General features: G+C 53.5%; 16 protein-coding genes. 9 read left to right on the top strand and 7 right to left on the bottom strand.

Going from position 1 to position 17,493, the window contains the following annotated elements:
* The first annotated feature begins 14 nt into the window (after nucleotides 1–14).
* The 4 genes from dpaL to arcC are packed head-to-tail and all read left to right on the top strand — an operon-like array spanning nucleotide 15 to nucleotide 4,879.
* The gene (dpaL, locus tag GN208_RS01995) at nucleotides 15–1,217 is read left to right on the top strand and encodes a diaminopropionate ammonia-lyase (RefSeq protein WP_004236049.1); all 1,203 of its coding nucleotides are present in this window, start codon (nucleotides 15–17) and stop codon (nucleotides 1,215–1,217) included.
* 19 nt (nucleotides 1,218–1,236) lie between these two features.
* Nucleotides 1,237–2,454 carry a YgeY family selenium metabolism-linked hydrolase gene (locus GN208_RS01990; protein ID WP_004236050.1) on the top strand — a complete coding sequence of 406 codons (1,218 nt, stop codon included), beginning with the start codon at nucleotides 1,237–1,239 and terminating at the stop codon, nucleotides 2,452–2,454.
* A gap of 54 nt (nucleotides 2,455–2,508) precedes the next feature.
* Nucleotides 2,509–3,900 (top strand): dihydropyrimidinase, encoded by a 1,392-nt coding sequence (hydA, locus tag GN208_RS01985; RefSeq protein ID WP_004236051.1) that lies wholly within the window; start codon nucleotides 2,509–2,511, stop codon nucleotides 3,898–3,900.
* A 46-nt stretch (nucleotides 3,901–3,946) separates the two neighbouring features.
* Entirely contained in the window at nucleotides 3,947–4,879 is a 933-nt protein-coding gene (gene arcC / locus GN208_RS01980; RefSeq protein ID WP_004236052.1) for a carbamate kinase, read from the top strand.
* A 56-nt stretch (nucleotides 4,880–4,935) separates the two neighbouring features.
* Here arcC and GN208_RS01975 read toward each other — a convergent pair whose 3' ends face one another.
* Complete coding sequence (locus tag GN208_RS01975; RefSeq protein ID WP_004236053.1) at nucleotides 4,936–6,564, bottom strand: DUF4139 domain-containing protein; 1,629 nt, start codon at nucleotides 6,562–6,564, stop codon at nucleotides 4,936–4,938.
* Nucleotides 6,565–6,824: 260 nt separating this feature from the next.
* Between GN208_RS01975 and GN208_RS01970 the strand changes: the two genes are divergently transcribed.
* Both GN208_RS01970 and GN208_RS01965 read left to right on the top strand, forming a co-directional pair.
* Complete coding sequence (locus tag GN208_RS01970) at nucleotides 6,825–8,054, top strand: MFS transporter (protein ID WP_004236054.1); 1,230 nt, start codon at nucleotides 6,825–6,827, stop codon at nucleotides 8,052–8,054.
* A 146-nt stretch (nucleotides 8,055–8,200) separates the two neighbouring features.
* Nucleotides 8,201–8,752, top strand: coding sequence for an RNA 2'-phosphotransferase (locus GN208_RS01965; RefSeq protein WP_004236055.1), 552 nt, complete (start codon nucleotides 8,201–8,203; stop codon nucleotides 8,750–8,752).
* 6 nt (nucleotides 8,753–8,758) lie between these two features.
* On the opposite strand, the gene fghA is transcribed toward GN208_RS01965, so the two are convergent.
* Nucleotides 8,759–9,589, bottom strand: a complete 831-nt coding sequence (gene fghA / locus GN208_RS01960; protein WP_004236056.1) for an S-formylglutathione hydrolase — start codon at nucleotides 9,587–9,589, stop codon at nucleotides 8,759–8,761.
* Between the two features lie 21 nt (nucleotides 9,590–9,610).
* Nucleotides 9,611–10,720 (bottom strand): S-(hydroxymethyl)glutathione dehydrogenase/class III alcohol dehydrogenase, encoded by a 1,110-nt coding sequence (locus GN208_RS01955; protein ID WP_004236057.1) that lies wholly within the window; start codon nucleotides 10,718–10,720, stop codon nucleotides 9,611–9,613.
* Between the two features lie 80 nt (nucleotides 10,721–10,800).
* On the opposite strand from GN208_RS01955, the gene GN208_RS01950 reads away from it, so the two are divergent.
* Nucleotides 10,801–11,004 carry a TetR/AcrR family transcriptional regulator C-terminal domain-containing protein gene (locus tag GN208_RS01950; protein ID WP_004236058.1) on the top strand — a complete coding sequence of 68 codons (204 nt, stop codon included), beginning with the start codon at nucleotides 10,801–10,803 and terminating at the stop codon, nucleotides 11,002–11,004.
* A gap of 21 nt (nucleotides 11,005–11,025) precedes the next feature.
* Here the strand turns inward: GN208_RS01950 and GN208_RS01945 are convergent, their stop codons facing one another.
* The gene (locus tag GN208_RS01945) at nucleotides 11,026–12,237 is read right to left on the bottom strand and encodes a mechanosensitive ion channel domain-containing protein (protein WP_015422476.1); all 1,212 of its coding nucleotides are present in this window, start codon (nucleotides 12,235–12,237) and stop codon (nucleotides 11,026–11,028) included.
* Between the two features lie 112 nt (nucleotides 12,238–12,349).
* Entirely contained in the window at nucleotides 12,350–12,646 is a 297-nt protein-coding gene (locus GN208_RS01940; RefSeq protein WP_004236060.1) for a hypothetical protein, read from the bottom strand.
* A gap of 102 nt (nucleotides 12,647–12,748) precedes the next feature.
* Here GN208_RS01940 and GN208_RS01935 point away from each other — a divergent pair, with 102 nt between their 5' ends.
* Nucleotides 12,749–14,107 carry an Nramp family divalent metal transporter gene (locus tag GN208_RS01935; protein ID WP_004236061.1) on the top strand — a complete coding sequence of 453 codons (1,359 nt, stop codon included), beginning with the start codon at nucleotides 12,749–12,751 and terminating at the stop codon, nucleotides 14,105–14,107.
* Nucleotides 14,108–14,145: 38 nt separating this feature from the next.
* Here the strand turns inward: GN208_RS01935 and yqeB are convergent, their stop codons facing one another.
* On the bottom strand, nucleotides 14,146–15,762 hold the full coding sequence (gene yqeB / locus GN208_RS01930; protein WP_004236062.1) for a selenium-dependent molybdenum cofactor biosynthesis protein YqeB: 1,617 nt from the start codon (nucleotides 15,760–15,762) through the stop codon (nucleotides 14,146–14,148).
* Nucleotides 15,763–15,802: 40 nt separating this feature from the next.
* Nucleotides 15,803–16,618: a selenium cofactor biosynthesis protein YqeC gene (gene yqeC, locus GN208_RS01925; RefSeq protein WP_004236063.1), complete on the bottom strand. Its 816-nt coding sequence runs from the start codon at nucleotides 16,616–16,618 to the stop codon at nucleotides 15,803–15,805.
* A gap of 146 nt (nucleotides 16,619–16,764) precedes the next feature.
* Between yqeC and GN208_RS01920 the strand changes: the two genes are divergently transcribed.
* A complete protein-coding gene (locus GN208_RS01920; RefSeq protein WP_032099120.1) occupies nucleotides 16,765–17,316 on the top strand; it encodes an NTP transferase domain-containing protein in 552 nt (183 codons plus the stop codon).
* Nucleotides 17,317–17,493 lie beyond the last annotated feature (177 nt).

Raw genomic sequence — 17,493 nt, 5'->3', positions numbered from 1 at the left:
TGAGGTGAGGCTCTATGTCTGTCTTCTCACTGAAGTTAGATATTTCAGATAACCGTTATTTCAACGGTAAACACTCCCCGCTTTTTTCCCGTGAAGAAGCACATAAGGCGCTGAAGTTTCATGAGAAAATTACGGGTTACCATCCGACACCACTGTATGACATGAAAGATCTCGCCGCGCTGTTCGGCGTGCGTAATATCCTGGTGAAAGATGAGTCACAGCGTTTTGATCTGAATGCATTCAAAATTCTGGGCGGCTCTTATGCTATCGCCCACCTGTTGTGCGAAAAGTACAACATGGATATTAACGATTTCTCTTTCGAGAAACTCAAAAGCACTCTGACTGAAAAAATGACGTTCGCCACCACCACTGACGGTAACCACGGCCGCGGTGTGGCCTGGGCGGCACGCGCACTCGGTCAGAAAGCGGTGGTGTACATGCCGAAAGGCTCCGCACAGGAACGTGTGAATCACATTACCGGCCTCGGGGCGGAGTGTATCGTCACAGATATGAACTACGACGATACCGTCCGTCTCACCATGGAAAATGCCAAAAAACACGGCTGGATCGTGGTTCAGGATACCGCCTGCGAAGGATACACCAAGATCCCGACCTGGATTATGCAGGGCTACACCACACTGGCTGCCGAAGCGGTTGCCCAGATGAAAGAGATGAAGATTCAGCGTCCGACCCACGTGCTGTTACAGGCCGGTGTGGGTGCGATGGCCGGCGGTGTGCTGGGCTATCTGGTCGATGAGTTCGGGGCAAAAAATCTGCATTCCATTATTGTCGAGCCGGATCTGGCTGACTGTCTCTACCGTTCCAGCCTGAAAGGCGAAATCGTCAATGTCGGCGGCGATATGGCCACCATCATGGCGGGTCTGGCCTGCGGCGAGCCGAACCCTATCGGCTGGGATCTGATGCGTAACTGCGCGACACAGTTTATCTCCTGTGAAGATGCGGTGGCTGCCCTCGGCATGCGTGTCCTCGGTAACCCGTACGGCAAAGACAGCCGCGTGATTTCCGGTGAATCCGGCGCGGTCGGTCTCGGTGTGCTGGCTGCGGTTAACTATCATCCGGAACGTGCGGAACTGATGGCAAGACTCGGCCTGAACAGTGATTCCGTCATCCTCGTGATCAACACCGAAGGTGACACAGATACCAAACATTACCGTGAAGTTGTCTGGGAAGGTAAAAACCCGGCGCAGAAATATTAACTAATTGGAGTATTGAAATATGGCTAAGCAAATCCCGTTTGATGAAATTGTCAAAAAAGCTGAACACTATAAAAAAGATATGACCCGTTTTCTGCGCGACATGGTGGCAATTCCCAGCGAAAGCTGCGACGAAAAACGCGTGATTCACCGTATCAAAGAAGAGATGGAAAAAGTCGGCTTTGATAAAGTGGATATCGACCCGATGGGTAACATTCTGGGTTATATCGGTCACGGTCCGCACCTGATTGCCATGGATGCGCACATCGATACCGTGGGTATCGGTAACATCAAAAACTGGGAATTCGACCCGTACGAAGGTATGGAAAACGACGAAATCATCGGCGGACGCGGTACCTCTGACCAGGAAGGCGGCATGGCCTCTATGGTCTATGCCGGTAAAATCATCAAAGATTTAGGTCTGGAAGACCAGTACACCCTGCTGGTGACCGGGACTGTTCAGGAAGAAGACTGTGATGGTCTGTGCTGGCAGTACATCATCGAGCAGGACAAAATCAGACCGGAATTCGTGGTCAGTACCGAACCGACTGACTGCCAGATTTACCGCGGCCAGCGCGGCCGTATGGAAATCCGCATTGATGTTCCGGGGATCAGCTGCCACGGCTCCGCACCGGAGCGCGGTGACAACGCAATCTTCAAAATGGGTCCGATTCTGGGTGAACTGCAGGAGCTGTCAAAACGTCTGGCCACTGACGATTTCCTCGGCCAGGGCACACTGACTGTTTCTGAAATTTTCTACACCTCACCAAGCCGCTGTGCTGTTGCTGACAGCTGCGCAGTCTCTATCGACCGCCGCCTGACCTGGGGCGAAACCTGGGAAGGCGCACTGGAAGAAATCCGCGCATTACCGGCTGTCAAAGCAGCGAAAGGCGTGGTCTCTATGTACACCTATGAGCGTGCCTCCTGGACCGGTCTGGTCTATCCGACAGAGTGCTACTTCCCGACCTGGAAAGTGGAAGAAGATCACTTCACCGTGAAGACACTGGATCGCGCTTACCGCGGCCTGTTCAACAAAGAGCCGGTTGTTGATAAGTGGACTTTCTCCACCAACGGTGTTTCTATCATGGGTCGTCACGGCATTCCGGTTATCGGTTTTGGTCCGGGCAAAGAGCCTGAAGCTCACGCACCAAACGAAAAAACCTGGAAAGATCACCTGGTGACCTGTGCGGCGATGTACGCGGCCATTCCGTTAAGCTACATGGCTGAAATGAAAAAATAATCTTGTCTTACCGGCCCCGTACTGATGTGCGGGGCTTTTTCAGGAGTACCCCCTATGCGCACACTGATTATCAACGGCACCGTTGTCAATGCGGACGGACAATACCGGCAGGATGTTCTGATTGAAAACGGCCTGATCTCACAGGTTGCACCGGATATTGCACCGGAGACAGATGACCGCGTTATTGATGCACAGGGATGTTATGTTTTTCCGGGCGGTATTGATGTTCATACCCATTTTAATATTGATGTCGGCCTTGCCCGCAGCTGTGATGATTTTTACACCGGCACGCGTGCGGCAGCCTGCGGCGGTACCACCACCATTATCGATCATATGGGATTTGGTCCGGCGGGTTGTTCACTGCACCACCAGCTTGAGAATTATCACCGCTACGCCAAAGGACGCGCCGTTATCGATTACAGTTTTCACGGCGTGATCCAGCATATCAACGACGATATTTTAAATGAAATTCCGCTGATGGTGGCGGACGGGATCAGCAGCTTCAAACTCTATCTGACTTATCAGTACAAGCTCGATGATCCGGATATTTTACGTGCCCTGCAACAGCTTAACCACGCCGGGGCGCTGACCACCGTGCATCCGGAAAATGATGCGGTGATAGCACAGCGCAAAGCGGAGTTTGTGAAGAAAGGACAAACCTCACCGATTTTCCATGCCCTGAGCCGTCCGGCAGAATGTGAGGCGGAAGCAATCGGCAGGATGATTAATCTGGCGCATATCTGCGGCAATGCGCCGCTCTATATCGTCCACCTTTCCAACGGATTGGGTCTCGATTACCTGAAGATGGCGAAAGCCCGCCACCAGCCGGTCTGGATAGAAACCTGTCCGCAGTATCTGTTCCTTGATGAACGCTGTTATGAGCGCGATGACGGCCTGAAATTTATTCTCAGCCCGCCGCTGCGTAACCGCCGGGAAGCCGATGCCCTGTGGCTGGGTATTGATGACGGCGCGATTGATGTGGTCGCCACCGATCACTGCACCTTCCCGTATCAGCAGCGTCTGGCGCTGTCCGGCGGGAATTTCACCCGCTGTCCGAACGGCCTGCCGGGTGTTGAGAACCGTATGTTACTGCTGTTTTCTGCAGGCGTGATGCAGGGACGGATTTCACCGGAACACTTTGTTTCCCTGACCAGTGCAATGCCGGCAAAACTGTTTGGTATCTGGCCGGAGAAAGGCGTGATCCGCCCGGGCGCAGACGGTGATATCACCATTATCGACCCGGCGCAGGAAACCACTATCCGCCATGCGGATCTGCATGATAACGCGGACTACAGCCCGTACGAAGGCATGACGGTACAGGGCGCAGTCTGCTGCACACTGTCGCGCGGTGATATTGTTTACCGTGACGGCGAATTTACTGCTGAACCCGGCCGCGGCCGTTTCCTGAAACGCCGTCCGTTTAAGGCTCCGCACCGGTGTTATTAATTTTTTCCGATTATCGTTTCAACTAATTCATTACGGGTAAAAAAGGATGAAAAAAACAATCGTATTAGCACTGGGCGGCAACGCACTGGGAAATGATCTTCCGGGACAGATGGCTGCCGTCAAAACCACCTCTGTCGTGATTGCCGACCTGATTGCTCAGGGATACCGCGTTGTGGTCACACACGGCAACGGCCCGCAGGTGGGGATGATAACCGGCGCATTTGAAGCTGCCAGCAAAACCGAAGCCAAATCACCGGTTCTGCCGATGTCAGTCTGTGTGGCACTGAGCCAGGGATATATCGGTTACGATTTGCAGAACGCACTGCGTGAAGAGCTGCTGAACCGGGGTATCAATAAGCCGGTTGCCACTATCGTGACACAGGTAGAAGTGGATGCGGCGGATCCGTCATTTAAAAACCCGGCCAAACCTATCGGCGCGTTCTACAGCAAAGAAGAAGCGGAAGCCCTGAGCAGGAAAGGGTTTGAGATGCGCGAAGATGCGGGCCGTGGTTACCGCCGCGTGGTCTCATCACCGAAACCGGTTGATATTATTGAAAAAGAAACCGTCAAAGCCATGCTGGATGCTGATCAGCTGGTGATCACTGTCGGCGGCGGCGGTATTCCGGTGATCCGCGACGGCAACACCCTGCGCGGGGCCAATGCGGTTATCGACAAAGACTGGGCGAGCGCCAAACTGGCAGAGATGATCGATGCGGATATGCTGATTATCCTGACCGCCGTGGAAAAAATTGCCATCAACTTCGGCAAACCAAACGAGCAGTGGCTGGATAAACTGACATCTGCGGATGCACAGCGTTATATCGATGAGAAACATTTTGCACCGGGCTCCATGTTACCGAAAGTGGAAGCCGCGCTCTCCTTCAGCCGCAGTAAAAAAGGCCGCAAGGCACTGATTACTCTGCTGAATAAAGCCAAAGACGGTATTGAGGGTAAAACCGGTACTATTATCGGCGATTAATCTTCCTTTTGTTAATATAACGGCCGGGTTTCCCGGCCGTTTTTCTGCTGCAATAATTATAAACCACTGATTGGTTTTTCTTTCGGATATTTCAGTGTGTAACTCAGCGGCAGTTCCATTACCTGCTGCGGCTTCAGCTCCACTTTCCATTCCACTTCACCGGTCTGTTTATTAACGGTCCCTTCTCCGGTTTTAACATCTTTCACCAGGATATTGGTATCCTGACTGACCGGGATCTGATCAAACACCGTTACCACCAGCGGCGCTTTGGCGAAAGATGACAGGGTAATCATATAACCTTCGCTCTGTTCAACCGCAGAGCCCAGAATACCCGGCTGTTTTGTCAGTTTACTGTCCACCTTACGGCTGACCTGAATATCTTTATTCATGCCGAACGGCAGTTCCAGCTCATTAGTTATCAGGCCGGAATCGATATAAGTCTGCCCGATATAACGGTTATCAAAATAGATATTCGCCTTACCGCTGAGCAGATTCAGCGCCGGTGCGTTTTCCACAACCGCCTGTAAATACACATGTTCGTCCATCTTAGGCCGTGTGATATAACGGTATTTTCCGTCCAGCGCCGTCTGTTTGATCGTCAGTGAGCGCGACTCCGCAACGGACGGCAGGGAGTACGGTTTATCAATGCGGTATGTCAGGCTGATACCGTTACTCTCTGCGGTAACAAACGACGAGATCCCGCCGGCAGGGGCTTGTTTCGCTGAGCGGTTGCGGCTGTACTCCTTCTTGTCCTCCGCCATCATAGCCACCGGGGCAGGCGCCATTTCACCCATCACCGCATACTCATTGATCAGTGACAGATACTGCGGATAAAGTTGCGGCGGGGCAATACTCTGTACCGGGTCGGCGGATGACAGCACCAGATCCACCTGATCCCAGTCAATACCGGTGTTCTGGATCACATCCGCTTTGTAGGTCAGCGTCACCGGCTTATCCATACCGGCGCTGCGGATATCATAGGACGGCGCCCAGGCCGCATCCGGCGTGATATAGTCGATATCCAGTTCCGCTGTCACCGCTTTTTTCGTGGACACATTCAGCACCAGCTGTGTGCGGCGCTCCTTAAACTGTGTGACTTTCTCTTCATACTGCGCTTTCAGCAGTGTCAGTGCTTCGGTTTTTTCTTTGATTTGCCGGGAATATTCCAGCTGTTCCGCATAGATTTTTGCCATCTGAGTGCGGATAAAATCCAGCTTCTGCACGGATTGCTCCTGTGTCAGCGGCGCCCCGCCGGTGCCGAAGAAATCCTGATCACGCAGCAGACCCAGCTGCTCGTTATTCACTTCCGTCTGCATATTCAGCTGCTGAATCGCCAGATCCTGCTCCTCAATCTGCGCCTTCATAGCATTGATTTCGTCTGAATACACCGGCTTTTCAATTTCGCTGCGCAGATTGACGGACTGAATGATGACATCATCATTATTCAGCATAACGGATAAGCTGCCGGGATTAATATTTCCGGCCACATTAGTCAGGATCACATCACTGTCACCGGCAGGCAGATTCAGTGTTGCGCTGTTACTCAGCTCTGCCCCGCGCAGGAAAATCGTGGCTTTGTTAAGTTTTACATCCTGAACAATTACATTCGGTTTGCCCGCCGCCGCGGCTGTTACCGCCATACCGGCGATCAGCAGGGTACTTTTAACGCCAAAGGTTAATGTCATTACTTAACTCCCTGATTATTATCATCACGATTCCGGCACCGTATACCGGCAGGCCGCTGTGTACACCATAACTCACCATAGTAGAACAGCTGCGGTAACGAAGATAACGGAATAACCCTAAAAGCGCGGCTGCCCGCCGTTTGCCGGGCTTTTTATATGTTACTGCTTCTTTAAAACGGTATTTTATGATTAACATTTGCACGTTTATTGTTTAGTATACTAAACACATTTTCTTCTGACGGATAAAAAAGGTCGCAACCATGACGACACTCCGGACACACACGGCAGCGCCTGCCACTTCACGCAACAAGCTGTTATGGATAGCCGGGATGGGCTGGACATTTGACGCCATGGATGTCGGGCTGCTGGCATTTCTGCTGGCCGCCCTGCAGGCCGACTGGGGGCTGAGTGCCGCACAGCTCGGCTGGATCGGCAGTCTTAATGCCGCCGGAATGGCAGTCGGTGCCTTTGTTTTCGGTCTGATGGCAGACCGGAAAGGGCGCAAACCGGTGTTTATTATCACTCTGCTGCTGTTCAGTCTGGGATCCGGGCTGACTGCTGTCGCCGGTTCGCTGGCCGTGGTGCTGGTGCTGCGCTTTTTCATCGGGATGGGACTGGGCGGGGAGCTGCCGGTAGCCTCCACGCTGGTCAGTGAGAGCGTAGCCCCTCACGAACGCGGCCGTGTGGTTGTGCTGCTGGAGAGCTTCTGGGCCGTGGGCTGGCTGATTGCGGCACTGATTGCCTATTATGTTATCCCTGATTACGGCTGGCGCACGGCGATGCTGCTCAGCGCCCTGCCTGCGCTGTATGCCCTCTGGCTGCGGGCAAAGCTGCCGGAGCCGGTATCCCGCTATACCGCGCAGGAGCGCCCGAAACTCACCATTGCGCAATCGATGGCACTGATCTGGTCGCCGCAGTACCGCCGTGCCACCCTGATGCTGTGGATCCTGTGGTTCTGTGTCGTGTTTTCCTATTACGGCATTTTTCTCTGGCTGCCGGGCGTGGCGATCCTCAAGGGATTCAGTCTGATAAAAAGCTTTCAGTATGTGCTGATCATGACACTCGCCCAGTTGCCCGGCTATTTCAGTGCCGCCTGGCTTATCGAGCGTTACGGCCGCAAATTCGTGCTGGTCACCTATCTCGCCGGAACAGCAATCAGTGCTTACGGGTTCAGTTGCGCGGAAACCGCCACGGCACTGGTCATTTCGGGCATGCTGCTCTCATTCTTTAATCTCGGCGCCTGGGGCGCGCTCTACGCCTACACGCCGGAGCAGTATCCGGACAGTGTCCGCGCCACCGGTGCCGGTACCGCCACCGCAATCGGTCGGATAGGCGGGATCCTCGGCCCTCTTCTGGCCGGTTACCTGATTCAGTATCAATTTGCTGTCAGCACGATTTTCCTGATCTTCAGTGCCGCGGTGGTTATCGCCATTCTCTCCGTCATTTTCCTTGGCGCGGAAACCCGTAACCGCGAGCTCAGTACCATTTAACATCTGTTCTGACGGCGGTTATTCCGCCGTCAGAGCCTGATGCAGCGCATAGTTATCGCTGTCATTCCTCCCCTTTACCGCAACAGGCGCGTATAATTCAGCCATTATGTCACTGCCGGATCGCCGGCGAAAACCGTAAAAAGAAAATGAATCAATACGATAAAATCAGTAAATTTCTGAGTTATGTCCTGCGGCACCAGCCGGACTCCATCGGGATCCGCCTCGACAATGAAGGCTGGACAGATATCACCGTGCTCCTGCGTCAGGCCGCTGCTCACGGCACACCGTTTGACCGTGAAACGCTGGAAAAGGTGGTGGAAACCAATGACAAAAAGCGGTTTACGATCTCATCCGACGGCATGTATATCCGTGCGGCACAGGGGCATTCTGCCGGACAGGTGGCGATCGATTACCCGCCGCAGACACCGCCGGATATTCTGTATCACGGTACCGCTATCCGGTTTATCAGTGATATCTGTGAACTGGGATTAATTGCCGGATCACGGCACTATGTGCACCTCAGCGCGGATGAAGATACCGCACTGACTGTCGGTGCCCGTCACGGCAAACCGGTGGTACTCACCATTGCCGCCGGGGAGATGCATAAAACCGGTTATCCGTTCTATCTGGCGGATAACGGCGTCTGGCTGACGCCGCATGTACCGATCAAATACCTGTCGCAGAAAAAACCCGGCTGACCGGGTTTATGCGTTAAGACGTGCTGCATGCCACGCGATATGATCCGCGATAAAACTCGCAATGAAGTAATAGCTGTGATCATAACCGGCATGCACACGGATGGTGTGCGGGATATTGTGTGTTTCGCAGGCGGATTTCAGTAACCCGGTTTTCAGCTGCTTACTGAAGAAGGTATCGGCAAGTCCCTGATCAACCAGCATATCCGTCACCCGGTGGCCGGATTCAATCAGTTTCACCGCATCATACTGTTCCCACGCCGCTTTATCCTCTCCCAGATAGGCAGAAAACGCTTTTTCGCCCCACGGCACCTGTGACGGTGACACAATCGGCGCAAATGCCGACACGCTGAGAAATGCATCCGGATTACGCAGCGCCAGCATCAGTGCGCCGTGCCCGCCCATCGAGTGCCCGCAGATACCGCGTTTTTCCGATGTGCCGAAATGTCCGCTTACCAGGGTGTGCAGCTCATTCAGAATATAATCATACATCTGATAATGCGCTTTCCACGGCTCCTGTGTGGCATTGACATAAAACCCGGCGCCCTGGCCAAGATCGTACTCTTTATCATCCGCCACCTGACTGCCGCGCGGACTGGTATCCGGCGCGACAATCACCAGACCGAGCTCCGCTGCATAACGCTGCGCCCCGGCTTTGGTGATAAAATTCTGCTCGTTGCAGGTCAGCCCGGAAAGCCAGTACAACACCGGACATTTCTCTGTTTTTGCCTGCGGCGGCAGAAACACGGAAAAGGTCATCGGCGTACCGGTCACCGCAGAATGGTGACGCCAGACTTCCTGGCTGCCGCCGAAACAGGCGTGATGTTCAATCCGTTCCATATTATCTCCCTGAATACGTTATCAGTAATGAATGACGGTGCGGATGGATTTACCGTCGTGCATCAGATCAAAAGCTTCATTGATTTTATCCAGTTCCATGGTGTGCGTGACAAACGGTGCCAGCTCGATTTTGCCGCTCATGGCATCTTCCACCATTCCCGGCAACTGAGTACGCCCTTTCACGCCGCCGAACGCCGTACCTTTCCAGACCCGGCCGGTCACCAGCTGGAACGGACGGGTTGAAATCTCTTTTCCGGCACCCGCCACCCCGATAATCACTGACTGTCCCCAGCCACGGTGCGCACTTTCCAGCGCCGACCGCATCACATTGACATTGCCGATACATTCAAAGGTATGATCCACACCCCATTTGGTCATTTCGACCAGCACCTGCTGAATAGGTTTGTCATAATCATTGGGATTAATGCAGTCTGTGGCGCCGAACTGTTTTGCCAGCTCAAACTTGGACGGATTGGTATCGATAGCAAAGATGCGGCCCGCTTTTGCCTGACGTGCGCCCTGCACCACAGCCAGCCCGATACCGCCGAGGCCGAATACCGCCACAGAATCCCCTTCCTGTACCTTCGCGGTATTGTGTACCGCGCCGATCCCGGTGGTCACGCCGCAGCCGAGCAGACAAACCTGCTCCGCATTGGCCTGCGGATTGATTTTCGCCAGTGATACTTCCGCCACAACGGTATATTCGCTGAATGTTGAGCAGCCCATATAGTGATAGAGCGGCTGACCGTTATACGAGAAACGGCTGGTGCCGTCCGGCATCACGCCTTTGCCCTGGGTTTCGCGGACGGCAACACAGAGGTTGGTTTTACCGGAGGTACAGAAATCACACTCACCGCACTCGGCGGTGTACAGCGGGATCACATGGTCGCCCGGTTTCACACTGGTCACGCCCTCACCGACCTCAACCACCACCCCGGCACCTTCATGGCCGAGCACCACCGGGAACAGACCTTCCGGATCATCACCGGAAAGCGTGTAGGCATCGGTATGGCATACCCCGGTGTGACTGATTTTCACCAGCACTTCACCTTTCTTCGGCGGTGCCACATCAATTTCAACAATTTCAAGGGGTAAACCCGGCCCGAAGGCGACTGCTGCGCGTGATTTCATAACGGTTCCTCTGTGTCTGAGGCTTATCATGGCAGGCGATAAGCACGAATGCCGTCCACCATACCGCACAACAGCGCTGCCTGTATAGCGCCGGTCAGCAGGTGGCCGCCACCACGGAAGCCGCGACCGCGCCGGTGGCACCGGACGAAAACCTGCCGCCGTTATTGCGGGAAGCGCTGCAGATTATGGACAGTGATGATGGTGAACAGGCCTTTCTGCACAGCCCGGAGAGTCTGATTCGGGGGTTTGAGGTGCAGCTTACATCAGCACCGGGGAGTTGCTGATAACGAAAAAAACGAAAACCATTATCGTCCGGCCCGGTAACGCAAATTCGCCAGATCATGACCGGACGGTTGCTGGTAAATATCCAGCCGGAAATATTTTGCCGACGCATTCACATATTCAAATATCTGCGACTGAGTTTCCTCATAATCAACCCAGGTGGTGGAGCGGGTAAAACAGTATATTTCAACCGGCAATCCCTCCGGTGTCGGCGACATGGTTCTGATCACCAGATACATATCCGCCCGCACATCACCGCGCATTTTGATCCAGTTAAGAAGATATTTGCGGAACAGCTGTAAATTAGTGACCCCTTTTGCAGCCATCCACTCTTTTACGTCATCATAACCGGTATTTTCCGCCAGTATTTCATCCAGTGACTGACGAAACGATTCCTGATTCCGCAGCTCCGCTAATAACGTTTCATCAGCAAACGATACTGAGGACTGATCAATATAAAAACTGCGTTTAATACGGCGGCCGCCGGAAGAGAACATCGGCTGCCAGTTAGTGTATTTTTCGGTCAGGAAATCTTTTGTCGGGATCCTTGAGATCGTATTATCCCAGTTGCGGACAGTAATGGTATGCAGCGCAATATCAATCACTTCACCGCTGATATTACTGCCGGGCAATTCTATCCAGTCATACAGTTTCAGCACCTTACCGTTGGAGACCAGAATATTGGCCACAAAGGATAATAAGGTGTGCTGAAAGACAAACATCAGAACAGCTGCAACGGCACCGAAACCGGAAATAATAATCAGCGGCGACTGCGAGGTCATTAACGCAATAATCAGGATAAAGGAAACAATCCACACCCCGATTTTGGCAATTTCAATATACCCCTTTATCGAGCTGTTACGGTACGATGAACGCCCGGTATGGCGCAGGATAAATATATCCAGCCCGTCATTAACCAGTGAAGCCAGATTAATAATCAGGAATGCGCTGCATACGGTATTAAACAGAATATTCATTTCTGCCGAAAAGGTCGGCAGCATTTTATTAATGTACAGCACCAGCGTGACAGCCACGACAGAGGCACTTTTCTTGGCAATACTGTGGATCATGCTGTCGTCAGTCAGGTTAGTAAATAACGACAACAAACGTTTTGCCACGCGCAGAAATATAAGCCGCCCGAGAAACCAGGTGACCAGCAGAATAACCACCAGAATCACCGCTGATAAAACGGCGCTCGCGGTAATAAAATCATATAATTCAGATAATTTTTCCATCATATCTCACAGCATACATCAAAATATCAGCAATAGAGTCTGACACAGGTAAAATATGTGTGTTTGATTACAGGTGATATCAGGCTGTTACCGGTTATTTCCGGCGGGAAATTCAGGATTTTTCCTGCGGCTCACAGACCATATGCCCCGGTGATTCCGGATTCAGATCACGGGTGCCGAAGCGGCGGACAGAATAATCAGAGCGGATACAGTGATAAACCCGGCCTGATGCGGCAGAGGATACCGTAAAATCAATATTCCGCTTACCGGTAACGGACGGCGGATTTTCTTTAATATTGCTGATGGTGAGATCTGATATATCCCCCACCTGAAAATCGCGGTTAATCGCAGCCTGTGCATGCATTTTCAGGGAATCCGGCGTATAGAGAAGTCCTGTACCCGGTATCATCCGAAATCCGCCGGTACTACGATCGCACAATTGTGATAATCCCGCATCGCGATAAGGAATATAGTGATAATAGTTCTCATTACGATCACGGACGGATTTATCATGCTGAATACACCGCAACTCAGTCTGGCTGAAATCAATAATACCGTGCCGGTTGCCGGGGCAAAATCCGGTTTTCTGCGCAAGCTGTTTGCCTTTTCCGGCCCGGGTGCACTGGTGGCGGTGGGATATATGGATCCCGGAAACTGGATCACCTCGATTCAGGGCGGGGCGCTGTACAGTTATCTGCTGCTGTCGGTGATTTTGCTGTCCAGCCTGATTGCGATGCTGTTACAGGCAATGTGCGCAAAACTCGGGATCGTCACCGGCCAGGATCTGGCACAGGCTACCCGGGCACGGGTCGGGCCGAAGCTGGCGGCGCTGTTGTGGATCACCACGGAACTGGCGATTATGGCGACCGAGATTGCGGAGGTGATCGGCAGTGCGGTGGCACTGAACCTGCTGTTCGGCATTCCGCTGATGGCCGGTGTGCTGCTGACAGTACTGGATGTATTTCTGCTGCTGGTGCTGATGAAACTCGGTTTCCGCAAAATTGAAGCCTTTGTGTTTGTCCTGATCTTAACGATTTTCCTGATTTTTGCCTACGAGGTGATGCTGTCGGACCCGGACATGAGTGCAGTATTGCGCGGCTTTATTCCGTCGGAGAAAATCTTCACCGCCACACTGGCCGGGCAGGATTCCGCCCTGCTGATCGGGCTGGGGATTGTCGGGGCAACGGTGATGCCGCATAACCTCTATCTTCACTCTTCTATTGTGCAGAGCCGTCAGTATGACCGCCGCAGTGAGGCCGGGCTGCGCGAGGCGATCCGCTTTGCAACAATTGATTCCAATATCCAGCTCGGGTTTTCATTTATTATCAACTGTCTGCTGCTGGTGCTCGGTGCAGCGCTGTTTTTCGGTAACGATCCGTCTGACCTCGGACGTTTCACCCAGCTGTATGACGCGCTGCAGAATCCGGGTATCGTCGGCGGTATCGCCAGTGCCACGCTCTCCACACTGTTCGCGGTGGCGCTGCTCGCCTCCGGGCAGAACGCCACAATCACCGGTACACTGACCGGGCAGATTGTGATGGAAGGCTTTATTCATCTGCGGCTGCCGATGTGGCTGCGCCGGGTGATCACCCGTGGTCTGGCCGTGATCCCGGTGATTATCTGTATTTACCTGTGGGGGGATCGCGAGGATGTGGTGGAAAGTCTGCTGATTTATACCCAGGTGTTTCTGAGTATCGCCCTGCCGTTCTCCATGATCCCGCTGCTGCTGATGACCTCGAGCAAAAAAATCATGGGGGTGTTTGTGAACTCGCAGCTGACGATCATACTCGGGACTGTTTCCACTGTGGCACTGGTGATCCTCAATTTACAGTTGATCCGGGAAGTGGCCGGGATGCTGTTCCGTGCCTGAATAATCCGGGTACGGTGCCGTACCCGGAAAATCCGTGATCAGCACTTCGGGGCGCTGTCCATTTTATTCAGCCGTGTCATGATGGCCTCCAGCACGCCGCCGCCGATCGCGCGGGCTTTGTCAGAAACCGAACGGAAGTCCGCCAGTGCACCGCGCGGGTCAACGTCAGCGATTTTAAACCCTTCCGGCACACACAGCCCTTCATTGAGCAGGCCGCGTACCATGCCGTCCATCGGCGAGAGAATTTCTGTGTCACCGATACGGGCAATCACATCCCCCTCGTGTACCAGGTCGCCGATATTCACATGGCGCGTCATCATGCCGCTGTGCGGTGCGCGTAACACGCGTTCGGTGGTTTTGCCGTTGATATTGCCCGGAATACCGGTATTCGGTGCCGCGCTGCCGTGGGTGATCACCCGTCCGAGGTGATGACCGCGCTGAGTTTCAATCACCGCATCACAGTCCACACCGGCCTCAAAGCCCGGTCCGAGGGCAATGGTGCAGGGAGCCATCTTGCGGTGGGTACCGGCAACATTGCGTTTGGCGATAATGGCATCCACCACCACATCCGGGTGCAGCGCCGGTAACAGTTCGCCGTGTTCGTCCGCCAGCACCGGGATAGCGCCTTCTTTCAGGTAGCGGTTTACTTCATCAATATCATGAGCATAACGGGCACAGACGCCTTCCACACAGCTTTCGCCGTCATAGAGCGCCTGGGCGAAAGAGACCGTACAGCGGATCACGGTCGGTTTGCAGACATCCAGCATCACCACTTCAAAACCGCTGTGATACAGGCGTAATGCCACGCCGGTTGCCAGGTCACCCGCGCCGCGGATCACCACGCGTTTTGCTCTGCGGGCTTCTGCCGGGTTCTGTTTCATTGCCCCGCCCGGTGCATCATTCATAACCTGTAACAGCTCAGCCAGAATACTGACCGCGATTTCATGGGGCGTTTCTGCACCGATATCATAGCCAACCGGCGCATGAAGCCGGGAGAGCTGTGCATCAGATACCCCGGATTCGCTTAATTGTTTAGTGAATGTCTGTACTTTGCGGCGGCTGCCGAGTAACCCGAGGTATTTTAACGGCTTGTCGATAAGGCAGTTGAGGGATTCCAGATCCTGGCTGTTGGTGGCGATAATCACATAATCTTCCGGCTGCGGATCCAGCTGGTTCACCGCATCGGTAAATGAAGGCGCGTGCCACAGGCGGGTTGACGGCGGGAACAGATCCGGCTCAAGGCTGCCGGCATACACATCCGCCACATGAATATCGATATTCAGGAAAGCCGCCAGCTGTGCAATAGCACGGTTGACGTGACCACCGCCGAGAAGGATCAGACGCGGGCGCACACCGTGTACCGCGATATACACCGACATCGCACCGCCGCAGTCAGAGCCGACAGCATGCTGCCCGTTGCGGGCCATCCGGCCGTGGAACATGCGGGAACGCCCTTCGTGCAGCGCTTCCACCGCCTCTTCAATCACTTTGCGCTCCACCATACCACCGCCGATGGTACCGATAGTTTTTCCGTCCCCCAGCACCAGCATTTGTGCGCTGTGACGGGGAGTGCTGCCTGAACATTCAATAATTTCCGCCATGGCAAACGGGCAATTTTTCTCAACCAACTTCGCTGCTTCGGTAAAAATTTTCATAAACAGACCTCAATGGATATCCCTGCATTTATCATTGATATTATTGTCGCTGCAATATGTGTGTAATTGCGGGATCTTCCCTGACGGCACCGAACCATACTGCGTTCAGCGGTGTGCCGCGGAGCCAGTCTGCCAGTATATCCGGCGAAAAATTCTCATTTTGAGAAAAGCGGTTTATCAGCCAGATCCGTAATGCGTCCGGTGGTGCTGATTTCCACATCCCCTGCGGATGCCGGATCAGGCGGCTTATCGCCCCCAAATCCAGCGTATCACCGCTGTTTAAGCCGGTAACGGCAGAGAAATGTGACCACCGGTGAACATTGTCAGGCCCGACGGGAGCCCCCAGAAGCCGGCCATCCGTCACAGCAATAACACAATCACTGTAATCAGGTATGCAAGGTTCATGCTCAGCCGGCGCTTTTATGCCAAAACCGCGAGCTCCGTCAGCTTCGGCTAAAATAACATCAACGGCATTTTGTTCCGCCAGGGCGTTAATATCGGCGGAGGAAAAGCCGCGAACCTTGTTATTCAGCGGGTTCCAGCCGGTATAACAGGCAAATGAGCCTCTGTTTGTGACCGCATCAGGCAGGCGGACCGGGTGACAGGCGAGAATGACCGGGAACCCTTCGCGGGGCAGAAACATATGGGTGGTGGTGGTGATCATCACCTTTTTCCCTAATTGAGAAAAAGCCTGTGCCAGCCAGAACAGGCAGCTGGTTTTGCCGCCTGCCCCGACAATACTGATCACCATTGCATGGCCGCCCGGATGTGTATCACATAACCGGCGCAGCGGTTCAGGTATAGTGGCGCAACTTCGGACAGGGATCTGTGTATTGAGGGCCGTTGTCATCGTCATTACCGAATCCTTTGAATATCAGTCACTTTCAATATTTATCAGCGGAGTTTATACCCATTATGCCGTCTCACCCGACCTCAGCCGATACCGCTTTATCTTATTTATCAGTCCGGGAGCCGCTTTGCCCGCAGGAAACGGACTGCATAATGACGGCGGCCGGGCTCTCCTCACGGATGGGTGAGTGGAAAATGATGCTGCCATGGGGCAGCGGCGGTGCCACTCTGCTGGATACCAGTCTGTCGAATGCACTGCGCTTTTGTCACCGGGTTCTGCTGGTGACCGGCTTTCGCGGCGCGGAACTGGCTGCGCGTTATCAGTCCGTAAAACGTATTCAGATTCTGCATAATCCGGACTATGAAACCGGGCTGCTCTCCTCGCAGCACCTGGCCGCACAGGCGGTGACCAGCGAATACTGTTTTCTTACCCACGGTGATGTACCGTTTCTCACCCCGGCTATCTGGCAGACCCTGTGGGCACAGCGCGGTGATGCCGCACTCCTTCCCTGTTACAAGCAAGTTCCGGGCCACCCCGTGCTGCTCTCCCGCGCATGTCTGCTCGCCGCACTATCACAACCGGCGGGCAATACCATGAAAAAACGGCTGCTGGCCGGTCCTCACACCTTCCTGAATATGCAGAGCGATGAGGTTATTACCGACATCGATACACCGGAGGCTTATCAGCAGCATTATCGCGGGTAATCCGGCTGTGCACTATTACTTCCGTCTCATTAATAACATTAATTGTTAACGCGGTTTTCCCATTATCAATGTGATACATTTTTTCTTTTTTTGAGAATCTCATTCACATGTTAATCCCATGGTAATAAAGATCTTTTTTATTGATTCATATTCTCATTTAGCGCTGTGCGAGCTGTT

Origin of the sequence: Morganella sp. HSTU-ASny43 (assembly GCF_022819185.1) — a bacterium.
Taxonomy (GTDB): Bacteria; Pseudomonadota; Gammaproteobacteria; order Enterobacterales; family Enterobacteriaceae; genus Morganella; species Morganella morganii.
Note: the sequence above shows the minus strand (reverse complement) of the source record. Positions and strands in the feature narration are given on the sequence as shown.

Bases quoted from the DNA above. Each gene is read 5' to 3' on its own strand.
- GN208_RS01955 (WP_004236057.1), bottom strand. From the start codon at position 10,720: ATGAAATCACGCGCAGCAGTCGCCTTCGGGCCGGGTTTACCCCTTGAA.
- GN208_RS01935 (WP_004236061.1), top strand. From the start codon at position 12,749: ATGCTGAATACACCGCAACTCAGTCTGGCTGAAATCAATAATACCGTG.
- GN208_RS01965 (WP_004236055.1), top strand. From the start codon at position 8,201: ATGAATCAATACGATAAAATCAGTAAATTTCTGAGTTATGTCCTGCGG.
- yqeB (WP_004236062.1), bottom strand. From the start codon at position 15,762: ATGAAAATTTTTACCGAAGCAGCGAAGTTGGTTGAGAAAAATTGCCCG.
- fghA (WP_004236056.1), bottom strand. From the start codon at position 9,589: ATGGAACGGATTGAACATCACGCCTGTTTCGGCGGCAGCCAGGAAGTC.
- GN208_RS01970 (WP_004236054.1), top strand. From the start codon at position 6,825: ATGACGACACTCCGGACACACACGGCAGCGCCTGCCACTTCACGCAAC.
- GN208_RS01990 (WP_004236050.1), top strand. From the start codon at position 1,237: ATGGCTAAGCAAATCCCGTTTGATGAAATTGTCAAAAAAGCTGAACAC.
- GN208_RS01945 (WP_015422476.1), bottom strand. From the start codon at position 12,237: ATGGAAAAATTATCTGAATTATATGATTTTATTACCGCGAGCGCCGTT.
- GN208_RS01940 (WP_004236060.1), bottom strand. From the start codon at position 12,646: ATGATACCGGGTACAGGACTTCTCTATACGCCGGATTCCCTGAAAATG.
- GN208_RS01975 (WP_004236053.1), bottom strand. From the start codon at position 6,564: ATGACATTAACCTTTGGCGTTAAAAGTACCCTGCTGATCGCCGGTATG.
- yqeC (WP_004236063.1), bottom strand. From the start codon at position 16,618: ATGACGATGACAACGGCCCTCAATACACAGATCCCTGTCCGAAGTTGC.
- arcC (WP_004236052.1), top strand. From the start codon at position 3,947: ATGAAAAAAACAATCGTATTAGCACTGGGCGGCAACGCACTGGGAAAT.
- dpaL (WP_004236049.1), top strand. From the start codon at position 15: ATGTCTGTCTTCTCACTGAAGTTAGATATTTCAGATAACCGTTATTTC.
- hydA (WP_004236051.1), top strand. From the start codon at position 2,509: ATGCGCACACTGATTATCAACGGCACCGTTGTCAATGCGGACGGACAA.
- GN208_RS01920 (WP_032099120.1), top strand. From the start codon at position 16,765: ATGACGGCGGCCGGGCTCTCCTCACGGATGGGTGAGTGGAAAATGATG.